The sequence below is a fragment of the Pseudomonas sp. MF08831 genome (assembly GCF_059862645.1).
In genome coordinates this window covers 1-16,781 of record NZ_JCBCUX010000026.1, presented here as the reverse complement: position 1 = coordinate 16,781, position 16,781 = coordinate 1, and the positions used below count along the sequence as shown (strand labels likewise).

Here is a 16,781-nt window from a genome sequence, read left to right as displayed (position 1 = left end):
GAGTGTCCCTGATCGCTTCAGACCACTTCCGCATCGTTGTCGGCCTCGGCAAGAGCGGCATGTCCCTGGTTCGCTTCCTGGCGAACCGGGGCACGTCGTTTGCCGTCGCCGATACGCGGGAAAATCCACCGGAGCTGGTCACGCTGCGCCGTGACTACCCGCACGTGGAAGTGCGTTGTGGCGAGTTGGATGTCGAGTTTCTGTGCCGCGCCGATGAGCTCTACGTGAGCCCCGGCCTGGCCCTGGCGACACCGGCTTTGCAAGCCGCTGCCGCACGTGGCGTGAAGCTCTCCGGCGATATCGACCTGTTCGCGCGCAACGCGAAAGCGCCGATTGTGGCCATCAGTGGTTCCAACGCGAAAAGCACCGTGACCACCCTGGTCGGCGAGATGGCGGTTGCGGCCGGCAAGCGCGTGGCCGTGGGCGGTAACCTCGGCACGCCGGCGTTGGACCTGCTCAGCGACGACGTCGAGCTGTACGTGATGGAACTGTCGAGCTTCCAGCTCGAAACCACTCACGACCTGGGGGCCGAAGTCGCCACCGTGTTGAATGTGAGTGAAGACCACATGGACCGCTACAGCGGCCTGCCGGCCTATCACCTGGCCAAGCACCGGATCTTCCGCGGTGCCCGGCAAGTGGTGGTCAACCGCCAGGACGCCCTGAGCCGTCCGTTGATGGGCGAGGGCCTGCCGTGCTGGACCTTCGGCCTCGGCAAACCGGACTTCAAAGCCTTCGGCATCCGCGAAGAGAACGGCGAGAAATACCTGGCCTTCGAATTCCAGAACCTGATGCCGGTGCGCGAGCTGAAAATTCGTGGCGCGCATAACCAGTCCAATGCCCTGGCGGCGCTGGCACTCGGTCACGCTGTTGGCCTGCCGTTCGACGCCATGCTCGCAAGCCTGCGCACATTCGCCGGGCTTGAGCACCGTTGCCAGTGGGTGCGCGACCTCAACGGCGTCAGCTATTACAACGATTCCAAGGCCACCAACGTCGGTGCTGCCCTGGCTGCCATCGAAGGCCTTGGCGCCGATATCGAAGGCAAGCTGGTGCTGATCGCCGGTGGCGATGGCAAAGGCGCCGACTTCAAGGACCTTAAAGGCCCGGTGGCTGCCCATTGTCGCGCCGTGGTGCTGATGGGCCGTGATGCTGACTTGATCGCCGCTGCCCTCGGTGACGCCGTGCCGCAAGTACGCGCGACGTCCCTGGACGACGCCATCGCTCAGTGCAAAGCCCTGGCCCAGCCGGGTGATGCCGTGCTGCTGTCGCCAGCGTGCGCCAGTTTCGACATGTTCAAGAACTACGAAGAGCGCGGCCAGCTGTTCGCTCGCGCCGTGGAGGCCTTGGCATGAATTTCAGAAATATCATCAAACCGTACCCGTCCCCGATCATTACCGGCCGTGGCGTCGACCTTGATTTCCCGATGCTCGCCGGTTGCCTGGCGCTGCTGGGCCTGGGCCTGGTGATGATCACCTCGGCGTCCTCCGAAGTGGCCGCCGTGCAGTCGGGCAACACCCTGTACATGATGATCCGCCACTTGGTGTACCTGGTGATCGGCCTTGGCGCGTGCATCGTCACCATGATGATCCCGATCGCCACCTGGCAGCGCCTGGGCTGGATGATGCTGATCGGTGCGTTCGGCCTGTTGATCATGGTGATCCTGCCCGGCATCGGCCGCGAGGTGAACGGTTCGATGCGCTGGATCGGCTTCGGTGCGTTCAACGTGCAGCCGTCGGAAATCGCCAAGGTGTTCGTGGTGATCTACCTCGCCGGTTACCTGGTACGCCGTCAGAAGGAAGTGCGCGAAAGCTGGATGGGCTTCTTCAAGCCATTCATCGTGCTGCTGCCAATGGCCGGCCTGTTGCTGATGGAGCCCGACTTCGGTGCCACCGTCGTGATGATGGGCGCGGCCGCCGCGATGCTGTTCCTCGGTGGCGTCGGTCTGTTCCGCTTCACCTTGATGGTGGTGCTGGCCGTGGCCGCCGTGACGGTGCTGGTGCAGGCGCAGCCCTATCGGATGGCCCGTCTGATTACCTTTACCGACCCGTGGTCCGATCAGTTCGGTTCCGGCTACCAGCTGACCCAGGCGCTGATCGCCTTTGGTCGCGGCGAGTGGCTGGGTGTGGGCCTGGGCAACAGCGTGCAGAAGCAGTTCTACCTGCCCGAAGCGCACACCGACTTCGTGTTCTCGGTACTCGCCGAAGAGCTCGGCGTGGTGGGTTCGCTGTGCACCGTCGCGCTGTTCGTGTTCGTGTGTGTACGCGGCATGTACATCGGCTTGTGGGCCGAGAAGGCCAAACAGTATTTCGCCGCCTATGTGGCGTACGGCTTGTCGTTCCTGTGGATCGGCCAGTTCCTGATCAACATCGGCGTGAACGTCGGCTTGTTGCCGACCAAGGGCCTGACCTTGCCGTTCCTCAGTTACGGCGGCAGTTCGTTGGTGATTTGCTGCGCGTGCCTGGGGTTATTGCTGCGCATCGAGTGGGAGAGTCGAACCCACCTGGGCAGCGAAGAGATGGAATTCAGCGAAAGCGATTTTGCCGAGGAGCCGAACCATGGGCGCTAACGTGCTGATCATGGCGGGCGGTACCGGGGGCCACGTGTTCCCGGCCCTGGCGTGCGCGCGTGAATTCCAGAACCGCGGCTACACCGTGCATTGGCTCGGCACGCCGCGCGGCATCGAAAATGAATTGGTGCCCAATGCCGGCTTGCCGCTGCATTTGATCAACGTCACCGGCTTGCGTGGCAAGGGCAAGTTGTCCCTGCTCAAGGCGCCGTTCGTGTTGCTCAAGGCGGTGTGGCAGGCGCGCAAAGTCATGCGTGCAGTGAAGCCGGTATGCGTGCTGGGGTTTGGCGGTTATGTGACTGGCCCTGGCGGCGTTGCCGCCAAGCTGGCTGGCGTGCCGGTGATCGTGCACGAGCAGAACGCCGTCGCCGGTACCGCGAACCGCCTGCTGGTGCCGTTGGCCTCGCGTGTGTGTGAAGCGTTCCCGAACACCTTCGCGACCTCGGACAAGTTGCGCACCACCGGCAACCCGGTGCGCACCGAACTGTTCATGGCCATTGCCCGTGAGGCGCTGGCCGGGCGCAAGGCGCATCTGCTGATCCTCGGCGGAAGCCTGGGTGCCGAGCCACTGAACAAATTGCTGCCCGAAGCGCTGGCTCAACTCCCCGTGGAGTTGCGCCCGGAGATCTTCCATCAGGCCGGCAAGAATCACGATGAAATCACCGCTGCCCGCTATCGCGAGGCCGGTGTCGAGGCGAATGTGCAGCCCTTCATCAAAGACATGGCCCACGCCTATGGCTGGGCCGACCTGGTGGTCTGTCGCGCTGGTGCGCTGACTGTCAGTGAACTGGCCGCCGCCGGTCTGCCGTCCTTGCTGGTGCCTTTGCCCCACGCGATTGACGATCACCAGACCCGCAACGCCGAATATTTGGCCGGGGAGGGCGCTGCCTTCCTGCTGCCGCAAAGAACGACTGGCGCCGCCGATTTGGCCGCACGCCTGACCGAGGTTTTGATGCAACCGGAACGACTCAACAGCATGGCGAGCACCGCAAGCCGCCTGGCCAAACCTGACGCAACCCGCACCGTGGTCGACATCTGCCTGGAGGTGGCCCATGGTTGAGAATCAGAAAGCCATGCCACAACCCGAGATGCGCCGCATCCGTCGCATCCATTTCGTCGGCATCGGCGGCGTGGGCATGTGCGGGATTGCCGAAGTCCTGCTGAACCTGGGCTACCAGGTGTCCGGCTCTGACTTGAAAGAGTCGCCGGTCACGGATCGCCTGAAGTCGTTCGGTGCGCAGATCTTTATCGGCCACCGCGCCGAAAACGCCGCCGAGGCTGATGTGCTGGTGGTTTCCAGTGCCGTGAACACCTCCAACCCGGAAGTGGCCACCGCCCTTGAGCGCCGTATTCCGGTAGTGCCGCGCGCCGAGATGCTCGCCGAGCTGATGCGCTATCGCCACGGCATTGCCGTTGCCGGTACGCACGGCAAAACCACCACCACCAGCCTGATCGCTTCGGTGTTCGCGGCCGGTGGCCTGGACCCGACCTTCGTGATCGGTGGCCGTCTGAATGCAGCTGGCACCAATGCCCAGCTCGGCACCAGCCGCTACCTGATCGCCGAAGCCGATGAAAGCGACGCGAGCTTCCTGCACCTGCAGCCGCTGGTCGCGGTGGTTACCAACATCGACGAAGACCACATGGCAACCTACGACGGTGACTTCAACAAGTTGAAGAAAACCTTCGTCGAGTTCCTGCACAACCTGCCGTTCTACGGTCTGGCTGTTGTATGCCTGGACGATCCGGTGGTGCGTGAAATCCTGCCGCAGGTCAAGCGTCCGACCGTGACCTACGGCTTCAGCGAAGACGCTGACGTGCGCGCGATCAATGTGCGCCAGGAAGGCATGCAAACCTTCTTCACTGTGCTGCGCCCTGACCGCGAGCCGCTGGATGTGTCGGTGAACATGCCGGGCAACCACAACGTGCTCAACTCCCTGGCGACCATCTGCATCGCCTCCGACGAGGGCGTCAGCGATGAAGCCATCGTTGAAGGTCTGTCACGTTTTGCCGGTGTTGGCCGTCGCTTCCAGGTCTACGGCCAACTGCCGGTAGACGGCGGCGACGTGATGCTGGTCGACGACTACGGTCACCACCCGACCGAAGTGGCCGCCGTGATCAAAGCCGTGCGCGGTGGCTGGCCGGAGCGCCGCCTGGTGATGGTTTACCAGCCGCACCGCTACAGCCGTACCCGCGATCTGTACGACGATTTTGTCAATGTATTGGCCGATGCCAACGTGCTGCTGCTGATGGAAGTCTACCCGGCCGGTGAAGAGCCGATCCCGGGCGCCGACAGCCGCAAGCTGTGCAACAGCATCCGCCAGCGTGGCCAGTTGGACCCGATCTACATCGAGCGCGGTGTGGACCTGGCGCCGATCGTCAAGCCACTGCTGCGCGCCGGCGACATCCTGCTGTGCCAGGGCGCCGGCGACATCGGTGGCCTTGCGCCTAAATTGCTTGCGAGCCCATTGTTCGCCGTGGCGCAGGGGAAGTCGAAATGACCACGAACTACGACGCCCTGTTTTCCACGATCACGCCTGCCGACTTCGGCCGCGTAGCCGTGCTGTTCGGCGGCAAGAGCGCTGAACGTGAAGTCTCGCTCAAGTCCGGCAATGCCGTGCTTGAGGCACTGCAAAACGCCGGCGTGAATGCGTTCGGTATCGACGTGGGCGATGACTTCCTTGCCCGCCTGCAGGCCGAAAAGATCGACCGTGCCTTTATCATCCTGCACGGCCGTGGCGGTGAAGACGGCAGCATGCAAGGCTTGCTTGAGTGCGCCGGCATCCCTTACACCGGCAGCGGCATTCTTGCCTCGGCACTGGCGATGGACAAGTTGCGCACCAAGCAGGTGTGGCACAGCCTGGGTATTCCAACCCCACGCCACAGCGTGCTGTGCAGCGAAGACGATTGTATTTCTGCAGCCAAGGAACTGGGCCTGCCTTTGATCGTCAAACCAGCCCATGAAGGCTCCAGTATCGGCATGGCCAAAGTGAACTCGGCCGCCGAATTGATCGACGCATGGAAAGCGGCAAGTACCTACGATTCGCAAGTGTTGGTGGAACAGTGGATTTCCGGTCCCGAGTACACCATCGCCACCCTGCGTGGCCAGGTATTGCCGCCTATCGCATTGGGCACGCCCCACACCTTTTACGATTACGACGCCAAGTACCTGGCTTCCGATACTCAGTACCGGATCCCGTGTGGCCTTGACGCAACCAAGGAACAAGAATTGATGGACCTCACGGCGAAAGCCTGTGAGGCGCTGGGTATCGCCGGTTGGGCGCGGGCAGACGTGATGCAGGATGACCAAGGGAATTTCTGGTTCCTTGAAGTCAACACTGCGCCGGGTATGACCGATCACAGCCTGGTACCTATGGCAGCCCGTGCAGCCGGTCTGGATTTCCAGCAGTTGGTGCTGGCGATCCTCGCTGACAGCATTGAGCCAAGAGGCTAAACACATGAACGGCGCATCGCTTCGTCATCAGCCCCCACCAGCACCCGGCCGCAAGCCGGTGCCACGGGGTGCCAGCCGGATGGTGGCTAAAGAGCCGATGTCGGCGCGCCTGCCGAAAGCCAACTTTGGTTTCCTCAAGGCGCTGTTCTGGCCGGTGCTGCTGGTGGCGTTGGGCTTTGGCACTTACGAAGGTGCGCAGCGCCTGTTGCCGTATGCCGACCGGCCGATCACCAAGATCAGTGTGCAGGGCGACTTGAGCTACATCAGCCAGCAAGCGGTACAGCAGCGCATCGGCCCGTACCTGGCGGCGAGCTTCTTTACCATCGACCTGGCCGGTATGCGCTCGGAGCTGGAGCAGATGCCATGGATCGCCCATGCCGAAGTCCGCCGCGTGTGGCCGGACCAGGTGACGATCCGCCTGGAAGAACAACTGCCCGTGGCCCGTTGGGGCGATGAAGCGCTGTTGAACAACCAGGGCCAGGCGTTCACCCCGCGTGAGCTGGCCAACTATGAGCACCTGCCGCAGCTGTTCGGGCCGCAGCGGGCGCAGCAGCAAGTGATGCAGCAGTATCAGGCCTTGAGCCAGATGCTGCGGCCACTGGGCTTCTCCATCGCACGCCTGGAATTGCGTGAACGGGGCAGCTGGTTTTTGACCACCGGGGCAGGCAGTTCCGGCCCGGGCATCGAGTTGTTGCTGGGACGCGACCGCTTGGTGGAAAAGATGCGCCGCTTTATTGCCATCTATGACAAGACCTTGAAAGAACAGATTACGAACATTGCGAGCGTCGACCTGCGTTACGCCAACGGCCTGGCCGTCGGCTGGCGTGAACCAGCTGCGCCGACGACAGCCAAACCCGCTGTCGCGAAGAATTAAGAAGAGGCAGGACCCATGGCAAACGTGCAAAGCGGCAAAATGATCGTCGGTCTCGATATCGGCACCTCCAAGGTGGTGGCGCTGGTCGGCGAGGTCGGGGAAGACGGTGTTATCGAAATCGTCGGTATCGGCACGCATCCGTCCCGGGGCCTGAAGAAGGGCGTGGTGGTGAACATCGAGTCCACCGTGCAATCGATCCAGCGCGCGATCGAAGAAGCGCAGCTGATGGCCGGCTGCCGGATTCACTCGGCGTTCGTCGGCGTGGCCGGCAACCATATCCGCAGCCTTAATTCCCACGGCATCGTGGCAATCCGCGACCGTGAAGTCAGCTCGGCGGACCTTGAGCGTGTACTCGACGCGGCCCAGGCCGTGGCGATCCCGGCTGACCAGCGCGTGCTGCACACCCTGCCGCAGGACTACGTGATCGACAACCAGGAAGGCGTTCGCGAGCCGCTGGGCATGTCGGGCGTACGTCTGGAAGCCAAGGTTCACGTGGTGACCTGCGCCGTCAATGCTGCACAGAACATTGAAAAATGCGTGCGCCGCTGCGGTCTGGAAATCGACGACATCATTCTCGAGCAGCTTGCTTCGGCGTATTCGGTACTGACCGACGACGAAAAAGAGCTGGGCGTGTGCCTGGTGGACATCGGCGGCGGCACCACCGACATCGCGATCTTCACCGAAGGTGCGATCCGTCACACCGCCGTGATCCCGATTGCCGGCGACCAAGTCACCAACGACATCGCCATGGCGCTGCGTACACCGACCCAGTACGCCGAAGAAATCAAGATTCGCTATGCCTGCGCCCTGGCCAAACTGGCCGGTGCCGGTGAAACCATCAAGGTTCCCAGTGTCGGCGACCGCCCACCGCGTGAGCTGTCGCGCCAGGCGCTGGCCGAAGTGGTCGAGCCGCGCTACGACGAGCTGTTCACCCTGATCCAGGCTGAGCTGCGCCGCAGCGGGTACGAAGATTTGATCCCGGCCGGCATTGTGCTGACCGGTGGCACCTCGAAGATGGAAGGCGCGGTCGAACTGGCCGAGGAAATCTTCCACATGCCTGTCCGTCTGGGCGTGCCCCATGGCGTCAAAGGCCTGGGCGACGTAGTGCGCAACCCGATTTATTCCACCGGTGTGGGCTTGCTGTTGTACGGGCTGCAAAAGCAGACCGACGGCATTTCCCTGTCGGGCCCGAGCATTCGTGACAGCTACCGCGGTGGCGACGACGAAGCCAAAGCGCCGTTGTTCGAGCGCTTGCAGGCTTGGGTGAAAGGCAATTTCTAAAGATTTACCGCAACACCGTAATAAGCAGTAGGCGAAAAAACTAGAGAAAACGAAAGGAGAGGGAACATGTTCGAACTCGTAGACAACATCCCCGCAAGCCCGGTTATCAAAGTAATCGGTGTCGGCGGTGGCGGCGGCAACGCTGTCAACCACATGGTCAAGAGCAACATTGAAGGCGTTGAATTCATCTGCGCCAACACTGATGCCCAGGCGCTGAAAAGCATCGGCGCGCGGACCATCCTGCAATTGGGCACAGCCGTGACCAAGGGCCTCGGCGCTGGCGCCAACCCGGAAGTCGGCCGTCAAGCCGCGCTGGAAGACCGCGAGCGTATTGCTGAAGTGCTGCAAGGCACCAACATGGTGTTCATCACCACCGGCATGGGCGGCGGTACCGGTACCGGTGCGGCCCCGATCATTGCCGAAGTGGCCAAGGAAATGGGCATCCTGACCGTTGCTGTCGTAACGCGTCCGTTCCCGTTCGAAGGTCGCAAGCGCATGCAGATCGCCGACGAAGGTATCCGTCTGCTGTCTGAAAGCGTTGACTCGTTGATCACCATTCCCAACGAGAAACTGCTGACCATCCTGGGCAAGGACGCAAGCCTGCTGTCCGCATTTGCCAAGGCTGACGATGTACTGGCCGGTGCCGTTCGCGGTATCTCCGACATCATCAAGCGCCCAGGCATGATCAACGTCGACTTTGCCGACGTACGTACCGTGATGAGCGAAATGGGCATGGCGATGATGGGCACTGGCTGCGCCAGCGGTCCGAACCGTGCACGTGAAGCCACTGAAGCGGCGATCCGCAACCCATTGCTTGAAGACGTGAACCTGCAAGGCGCACGCGGCATCCTGGTGAACATCACCGCCGGTCCTGACCTGTCCCTGGGTGAGTACTCCGACGTGGGTAGCATCATCGAAGCCTTCGCTTCCGAGCACGCGATGGTCAAAGTCGGTACCGTTATCGATCCGGACATGCGTGATGAACTGCACGTGACCGTGGTTGCTACCGGCCTGGGCGCAAAAATCGAGAAGCCTGTAAAGGTCATCGACAATACCGTTCACACCGGCCACAACAGTCACGCCAGCCAGCAAGCTGCCGCTCCAGCGCCTGCGCGCCAGGAACTGCCGTCGGTGAACTACCGTGATCTGGACCGTCCGACCGTGATGCGCAACCAGGCTCAGGCCGGTGCTGCGGCGTCCCGTAGCCCGAATCCGCAAGATGATCTGGACTACCTGGACATCCCGGCATTCCTGCGTCGTCAGGCCGATTAATGGAATGTATCAGGGCTATGAAGGTGATTGGTGTTCAGCAAAGGTCTGGTCTGTTATTATCGCCAGCCTTTGTTGATACCAGTTCGCAATTTGCGCTGAAGCGGTCCAAGCCATGATTAAACAACGCACCCTGAAGAATATTATCCGTGCCACAGGTGTAGGTCTGCACTCCGGGGAGAAGGTATACCTGACCCTCAAGCCCGCACCTGTCGACACCGGCATCGTGTTTGTTCGTGCCGACCTGGACCCTGTGGTGCAGATTCCTGCTCGCGCGGAAAACGTTGGCGAAACCACTATGTCGACCACTCTGGTCAACGGTGACGTCAAAGTGGACACGGTGGAGCACTTGCTCTCGGCCATGGCTGGCCTGGGCATCGATAACGCCTACGTCGAGCTCTCCGCGTCCGAAGTCCCTATCATGGATGGCAGCGCTGGACCCTTCGTATTCTTGATTCAATCTGCCGGCCTGGAAGAACAGGACGCAGCCAAGAAGTTCATTCGCATTCTGCGGGAAGTGACAGTAGAAGACGGCGACAAGCGCGCCACCTTCGTCCCGTTCGAAGGCTTTAAAGTGAGCTTTGAGATCGATTTCGATCACCCGGTATTCCGTGACCGCACACAAAGTGCAAGCGTGGATTTTTCCAGCACTTCGTTCGTAAAAGAAGTCAGCCGCGCCCGTACCTTTGGTTTCATGAGTGACATCGAGTACCTGCGCAAGCACAACCTCGCACTCGGCGGCAGCGTTGAAAACGCCATCGTGGTCGACGCGGATGGTGTACTGAACGAAGACGGCCTTCGCTATGAAGACGAATTCGTGAAGCACAAGATCCTCGATGCAATCGGTGACCTCTACCTGCTGGGCAATAGCCTCATAGGCGAGTTCAAAGGCTTCAAGTCGGGCCACGCCCTTAACAACCAGCTGCTGCGCAAGTTGATTGCACAGACGGATGCTTGGGAAGTCGTGACCTTCGAAGATGCCAGCACCGCACCGATCTCTTACATGCGTCCCGTTGCGGCGGTGTAAGTAACAACTCTCTTCTTTAGTTTTGAAAGGCCACCCTCGGGTGGCCTTTTTTTATGCTTAAAAAATAGCAAGTTGCGCGGTAATGACATTGTCGTGAAACGTGCTGCAACTTTCGACGGTGTTTTTGTAGGAACTGATACTTTTTCGTGTACCACACAGTCTTCGTGAGGCCGTTGAATAAAGACCCAACAGCTAAACGAGTTTTGAACTAACGCGAGATAAGTGAATACATACCTATTACTGTTGAAGGAATATCGATCATGAACGCTATCGCTCCAGCCGCTGTATACCGTAGCCCTGACCCTCAGCAACAAAACGTCAACAATAATCCACCCGAGCGCTCTTTTGCCGCGCCCTATACGGCGAATGTGTTCGGCGGTGTAGCGAAGTTTCAGCCGATCCCCACGGTGTCTTTTTTTCCGCGAACCTATGCCACCATCGCCGCCAGGCTCACGCCGATTCCTGGCGGCCCGAGCGCGGGTGTGAGCGCAACGGCGCGCTTTGATCCCGTCATCAGCTTACGTCCCAACGACAGCGGCGGCCTCACCGTCAGCTTCGCACCAAAGATGCAGCTGGAAGTCGGCGGCAGTTTGAGGGCCGGCATTCCAAATATTTTAGGCACGGGCGTGGGTTTCAATGTGGGCGGCAGCCTTTCACAGCGGTTTACGTTTGGCGCACCTGAATTCAGCGCCACTGTCCAACCCAGTGGTGAACTAAACTTTAACGCTAATCTGAAGCCTTCAATTGTCAGCCAGCAACTAATGAGTGTGAATGGTGGTCTGGAGGGCAGCCTTGCCAGTTCTGGCGTTAGTGTGGGCGGTGGTGTGAACCAAAGTGTGACGCATATAACCGGGCAACATATAAATGTCGGCGGGCCGGGTCTTCAATTCACACTGTCTCCCACCGGTAAACCGACGATCACGCAAAATTTCGACAACACATTATCTATCACCAATAGTTATACTTTTTCTCCCCGCACAAGTGTTAACGCAAATGTTCGAGCAGGGCAGGTTGGCGCCAATGGCGGAGGCGGCGTGTCACCGTCATTTACCCTTCAACACAAAGTTACCTTCAGCACTGACCTGACCAGCAAGTCCGCGCCAAAACACGAGTTTTCCGCTATCTCGGGCGTTTTCGTCGATGGCTCTTTCGGTTTAAGCGTGTCTCTGTTGCCCCCGCAGTTTCCATTGAGTGTGACAGCGCAAGTCGGTGCTGACCCAAGAGTCTCAGTGTCAGGAGGTGGCAGCTACACGCTGTAAAAGCTGCCCTGTGAAGCACGTACTGATTCACTGTCATCAGCAGCAGGCGCCGTCAGCATCGGGATCAAACCCGGGCTGGCGGTGCGGCGAGCGTCCTTGCTCCAACCGCACTGACTGAGTGGCCCAGGTGGCAGGCTTTTCAGGGAAGGGCTGCGGCGTCCACGATGCGATTGCGCCCGCTGTGTTTGGCCTCATACAGCGCCTGATCCGCACTCAGCAACAATGCCTCCAGCGACACGCGGCTGCGTTTGTCCCAGGTACTCATGCCGATACTCACCGTAATCGGCCGTTCGGCGCCGGCAAACCGTGGCAAGTGCTCGACGCTGCTGCGGATATGCTCGGCGATCACCCAGGCGCCCTTGGCGTCGGTGTGCGGCAGCACCACTGCAAATTCCTCCCCGCCATAACGCGCCGCCAGGTCAGCCGGGCGGCGGATGTTGTCATCGATGACCCTGGCCACCGTGCGCAGAGCCTCGTCACCACCGTGGTGACCATGGCGGTCGTTGAAGGCCTTGAAGTGGTCCACGTCGATCATCAGCAGCGTCAGCGGTTCGGTCGAGCGCTGCGCGCGGTCCCATTCAAGGCGCAGGCGCTGATCGAGGGTGCGACGGTTTGCCAGGCCGGTCAACGCATCGGTGGCTGCCAGTTCTGACAGCACTTGCTCGGCGCGATGACGGCGGCGCAGCTCATTGCTGAGCATCCAGCTGAGCCACAGCAGACCGATGCACAGCACGCCCGTCGCCAGGCTGATCAGCAAGGCTGCGCGTTTCCATTGGGCGAAAACTTCATCGCTGGACAGTGCCACTGCGACGATCAGCGGCAAATTGCCGACCGTGGAAAAGCTGTAGAGCCGCTCTCGGTGGTCAACACTGGAGACGCCGCGAAAGCTGCCGTCGCGCTCCTTGAGCATGCGCGCTACGTTCGGTCGCTGGCTCAGGTCCTGGTCGATCATGTTCAGTTCGAGCATGGGATGCTGCGCCAGCAGGATGCCCTGCTGGTTGATCAGGTTGATGGTGCTGTTGCTGCCGATATTCAGGCTGCTGAACAGCTGGTGAAAGTAAGACAAGCGCATGGAAGCCACCGCCACCCCCTGGAAGCGCCCGTCCGGCCCGGAAACGCGGCGGCTGAATGCAATGCGCCATTGGTCGTCACACACGCAGCGCGCCATGAACGGACGGCTGATGTACAGCCCGATTTCGGGGTCTTTGCGCTGCACCTGGAAATAGTCGCGATCAGCGAAGTTGCCGGACTTGGGCGTGAGCAAGGACGAGTCGGCGATCACCTCGCCATTGGCGTCCAGCAGCAGGATGTCGCCCTTGTAGGGCGCGGCGGCGGAGCGGTCGAACAGCACCAGATGGCGGATATCGGCAGAGACGCTTTGCAGGTCGTTGCGCTCGGCGGCGGCGATCAGCCCCTTGAGGGCCATGTCGTAGAGTTCGACGTTGCGCAGTACATCGGCGTCAATCAGTTGGGTGATGTTGTTCGCGGTGCGCGTGGCGGTCTGCAGGGTATTGGCGTGTTCGCGAATCAGCAGCACCGCCACGATCGCCACGATCAGCAGGGCTGTGAGGACACTGCCAAGGGTCAGCAGGCGTTCCGGGCGACGTGTAGGGCGAGAAAGGCTTGGGCTCATCGGGCGTACTTCTGCGTCGAGGATGCCATTAGCGTAGTCCGTGTATGGCGTTGCAGCAGGTCAGAGCCCGGTGGCCTCCCTAATGCGATTTCGCCCACTGTGCTTGGCCTCATACAGTGCCTGATCCGCGTGCAACAGCAGCGTCTCGAGTGACAGGCGACTGCGTTTATCCCAGGTACTCATGCCGATACTCACGGTGATCGGCTGTTCGGCGCCGGCGACGCGCGGCAGGTGCTCGACTCCGCTGCGGATATGCTCGGCGATCACCCAGGCGCCCCTGGCATCGGTGTCCGGCAACACCACCGCAAACTCTTCCCCGCCATACCGCGCGGCCAGGTCAGCGGGACGACGGATGTTGTTGCCGATCACCTGGGCGACCGTGCGCAGTGCCTCATCACCGCCGTGGTGGCCGTGGCGGTCGTTGAAAGCCTTGAAGTGGTCCACGTCGATCATCAACAGCGTCAGCGGCTTGGTGGAGCGCTGCGCGCGGTCCCACTCCAGGCGCAGGCGCTGGTCCAGGGTGCGACGGTTGGCCAGGCCGGTCAGGGCATCGGTGGCGGCCAGCTCCAACAGCACTTGCTCGGCGCGATAGCGCCGGCGCAGTTCGCGGCGCAGCATCCAGGTCAGCCATAACAGGCCAATGCAGAGCACGCCGGTGGCGCCGCTGGTGAGCAGCGCGGCGCGTTTCCACGGGGCGAACACGTCTTCGCTGGCCAGCGCCACCACCACAATCAGCGGTAATTCACCGACATTGGTGAAGGTGTACAAACGCTCGGTGCCAGTGATGGTCGAGATCGCCCGAAAGCTGCCTTCGCCTTCGCGCAGTATGCGTTTGAAGTTGGGCCGATCGCTGAGGTCCTTGTCGATCATGTCGCGCTCCAGCAACGGCTGCTGGGCGAGAAGAATCCCCTGATTGTTCAACAGGTTCACCGAACTGCCATTGCCGATGGTGAGGCGGTTGAACAATTGATCGAAATACGCCAGGCGCATCGTTGCCACCGCGACACCGGCAAACTCGCCGTGCGGCCCCGTGACGCGACGACTGAATGCGATGCGCCAGACTTGATCGCAGTTGCAGCGAATCCTGAATGGGCGGCTGATAAACAGCCCAGCCTGGGCATTCTGTCGATGCGCCTGGAAGTAATCACGGTTAGCGAAATTGCGTGGCGTTGGCCACAGCGTCGAGGAGTCGGCAATCACTGCACCGTCGGCATCGAGCAACAGCACTTCGCCTTTGAAGGGCGCGGCGGTGGATTGATCAAACTGCACCATGTGCCGAATGTCCGGCGACGCCCGCGTCAGGTCTTTGCGGGTGGTGGCCGTAATCAACCCCTGCAGCGCCAGGTCATAGAGCTCGACGTTACGCAGCACGTCGGCATTGATCAGTTGGGTGATATTGGTGGTCGCGCGCTGGGCGGCCTGGACGGTGCTGGCGTGTTCGCGGGTCAGCAGCGCCGCGACGATAATCACAATCAGGGTGACGGTCAGGCCGCTGCCCAGAATCAGCAGAAGCTCCGGGCGTGCAGGTAAGGAAGGAGGGCGGAGTTGACTCATCGCGCAGGCTTCAGCAGGGAAGATTCTGGCAGTTTAGTTCTACGCGATGAAAATTAGATCACGGGTTAAAAAGAAAGATCAGCGGGTTAGAACACGTTGATCGGGTAATCCACGATCACCCGGTATTCATCCACATCCCGATCCACCGCCGAGTAGCCCTCGCCGCCGCGGTTGGTCGCCCACTGCAGGCGCACGGCCAGGTCCTTGGCTTTGCCGCCTTGCACCACGTACTTCAAGTCGATGTCGCGCTCCCAGTGTTTGGCGTCCTTGCCGTCGGCGCTGTACCAGGCACTGTAGCCACGGCTGTTGGGGTCGACCTTGGTCAGGTCGGTCTTGCCGCTGATGTAGGACACGGCGGACGTCAGCCCCGGCATGCCCAGGCCTGCGAAGTCATAGGCGTACTTGAGTTTCCACGAGCGCTCGTTGGGGCCGTTGAAGTCCGAGTATTGCTGGGAGTTGTCCAGGTAGATGCTGTCGCCCTGGCTGATGTAGTCGAACGGCGTGTTGCCGTTAACCCGCTGGTAGGCGGCGGTGAGGCTGTGGTTGCCCACGCCTACGGTGAAATGCAGGCTGTAAGTGTTGTTGTCGATGCTGCCCAGCAGCGACCGGCCAGTGTCCTGGGTGTGGTAGTAGTGCAGGCCGGGGTTGAGGCTGACCAGGTCGTTCAGCGCGTAGGTGTAATCCAGGTCGTAGTAGTACTGGTGCCACACGTCCTTGAGTTCGGAGGCGTACAGGTTGCTGGTAACGCCCGGGATGGCGCTGAACGACACACCGGCCCAGTTCAGGTGCTGGCTGTCGGCGTGGTCCGGCAGCGCGCCGTAGCTGGTGCCGATGCGTCGGTGGCCGCTCTGGTTGTAGAGCTTGGTGAAACTGGCTTGGCCGCCTTCAAGCATCCAGCCGTCGAAGCTGTGGTTGGTCAGGCTAACGCCGCGGAAATCCTGCGGCAGCATGCGTGTCATGCCGCCGGCGATTACCGGGTTGTTGAGGAACAGGTCGCCGGCTTTCAGCTCGGTGTCGAAGGCGCGCATTTTCAAGGTGCCGCCTGCGGTGGAGAACGAGCCGGGCGCTTTGCCGTTGCCGCTGCCATACGGCAGGATGCTGGAGCCGTCGGTGCCGCCACCGCCGTCGAGCTTGAGGCCGAGCATGGCGTTGAGGTCCAGGCCGAAGCCGACCGTGCCTTGGGTGTAGCCGGATTCGAAGGTGCCGATGAAGCCTTGGCCCCATTCCTTGCTGTCATCGGTGTGGATGTCGCGACGGTCGCGGTTCATGTAGTAGTTGCGGGTGTTGATCTTGAGGCTTGCGCCGTCGACGAAACCGTCGGCGGGGGTGGTGTCTGCCGCTTGGGCCAGGGGGGCGATCGTTGTTGCAATCGCTAGGAATAGCGGGGTGAACGTCAGCGAGTTCTTCACCGGTGGAGCTCCTTTGGTCAATCGTAAGCGGCCAATGTCGTGGGGGTGTGCCTGGCCTTTTTTTACTGCAAAAAAAAGCCGCTGAAGTCAGCGGCTTTGAACAGATTCCCAGTGTAGAGCCCTGGAAATAAGTCGAGGGAAATTTGGGTGAGCGGGAAGCTGTGTTTGCCGTCGCTCAAGGGTGTGTCAAATTAACGCAGGTGAGCGGTGGGGTACAGAGTGTAACAAGATAATGACTGTTGCCCAAATCGCAACAGTCGTGGGGTGGGGTTGGTGGTTTGGTTGTCGGGGGGGTTGAGTACATATCCGTTGCTGCGGTCACGGCGGCTTAGGGTTCCGCTCTTACAGCGGGTCACTTTTGGCAAACGCCCCAAAAGTAACCAAAAGGTCTTTGCCCCACCACTCGGCACCTCGCCCAGGCTCGGTGTGCCCTCACTCCGGCTTGAATCCGTGGGCCGCCG

Annotated in this window: 13 protein-coding genes; 10 read left to right on the top strand and 3 right to left on the bottom strand. The window is 61.0% G+C overall.

What is annotated here, in order from left to right:
• Positions 1–2: 2 nt before the first annotated feature.
• From murD to AC19YS_RS31445, 10 genes are all read left to right on the top strand, one after another.
• Positions 3–1,349, top strand: a complete 1,347-nt coding sequence (gene murD / locus AC19YS_RS31490; RefSeq protein ID WP_169368248.1) for a UDP-N-acetylmuramoyl-L-alanine--D-glutamate ligase — start codon at positions 3–5, stop codon at positions 1,347–1,349.
• Entirely contained in the window at positions 1,346–2,563 is a 1,218-nt protein-coding gene (gene ftsW / locus AC19YS_RS31485) for a putative lipid II flippase FtsW (protein ID WP_106579565.1), read from the top strand. Before murD ends, ftsW begins: the two co-directional genes overlap by 4 nt.
• Entirely contained in the window at positions 2,553–3,623 is a 1,071-nt protein-coding gene (murG, locus tag AC19YS_RS31480; protein WP_124416460.1) for an undecaprenyldiphospho-muramoylpentapeptide beta-N-acetylglucosaminyltransferase, read from the top strand. The genes ftsW and murG overlap by 11 nt, the downstream gene beginning before the upstream one ends.
• A complete protein-coding gene (murC, locus tag AC19YS_RS31475) occupies positions 3,616–5,061 on the top strand; it encodes a UDP-N-acetylmuramate--L-alanine ligase (protein WP_106579563.1) in 1,446 nt (481 codons plus the stop codon). Before murG ends, murC begins: the two co-directional genes overlap by 8 nt.
• Complete coding sequence (locus tag AC19YS_RS31470; protein ID WP_500603502.1) at positions 5,058–6,014, top strand: D-alanine--D-alanine ligase; 957 nt, start codon at positions 5,058–5,060, stop codon at positions 6,012–6,014. The genes murC and AC19YS_RS31470 overlap by 4 nt, the downstream gene beginning before the upstream one ends.
• 4 nt (positions 6,015–6,018) lie before the next feature.
• Complete coding sequence (locus AC19YS_RS31465; RefSeq protein ID WP_106579561.1) at positions 6,019–6,888, top strand: cell division protein FtsQ/DivIB; 870 nt, start codon at positions 6,019–6,021, stop codon at positions 6,886–6,888.
• Positions 6,889–6,903: 15 nt separating this feature from the next.
• Positions 6,904–8,169: a cell division protein FtsA gene (gene ftsA, locus AC19YS_RS31460; protein ID WP_017138181.1), complete on the top strand. Its 1,266-nt coding sequence runs from the start codon at positions 6,904–6,906 to the stop codon at positions 8,167–8,169.
• A gap of 66 nt (positions 8,170–8,235) precedes the next feature.
• Positions 8,236–9,441 carry a cell division protein FtsZ gene (gene ftsZ / locus AC19YS_RS31455; RefSeq protein ID WP_017138180.1) on the top strand — a complete coding sequence of 402 codons (1,206 nt, stop codon included), beginning with the start codon at positions 8,236–8,238 and terminating at the stop codon, positions 9,439–9,441.
• 112 nt (positions 9,442–9,553) lie between these two features.
• Entirely contained in the window at positions 9,554–10,465 is a 912-nt protein-coding gene (gene lpxC, locus AC19YS_RS31450) for a UDP-3-O-acyl-N-acetylglucosamine deacetylase (RefSeq protein ID WP_003216227.1), read from the top strand.
• Positions 10,466–10,725: 260 nt separating this feature from the next.
• Positions 10,726–11,724, top strand: coding sequence for a hypothetical protein (locus AC19YS_RS31445; RefSeq protein WP_200624389.1), 999 nt, complete (start codon positions 10,726–10,728; stop codon positions 11,722–11,724).
• A gap of 139 nt (positions 11,725–11,863) precedes the next feature.
• Here AC19YS_RS31445 and AC19YS_RS31440 read toward each other — a convergent pair whose 3' ends face one another.
• The 3 genes from AC19YS_RS31440 to AC19YS_RS31430 all read right to left on the bottom strand — a co-directional run bounded on the left by AC19YS_RS31440 (position 11,864) and on the right by AC19YS_RS31430 (position 16,320).
• Positions 11,864–13,357: a sensor domain-containing diguanylate cyclase gene (locus AC19YS_RS31440; protein ID WP_200624390.1), complete on the bottom strand. Its 1,494-nt coding sequence runs from the start codon at positions 13,355–13,357 to the stop codon at positions 11,864–11,866.
• A 60-nt stretch (positions 13,358–13,417) separates the two neighbouring features.
• Complete coding sequence (locus AC19YS_RS31435) at positions 13,418–14,911, bottom strand: GGDEF domain-containing protein (protein ID WP_200624391.1); 1,494 nt, start codon at positions 14,909–14,911, stop codon at positions 13,418–13,420.
• Positions 14,912–14,997: 86 nt separating this feature from the next.
• Positions 14,998–16,320, bottom strand: a complete 1,323-nt coding sequence (locus AC19YS_RS31430) for an OprD family porin (protein WP_124416465.1) — start codon at positions 16,318–16,320, stop codon at positions 14,998–15,000.
• Positions 16,321–16,781 lie beyond the last annotated feature (461 nt).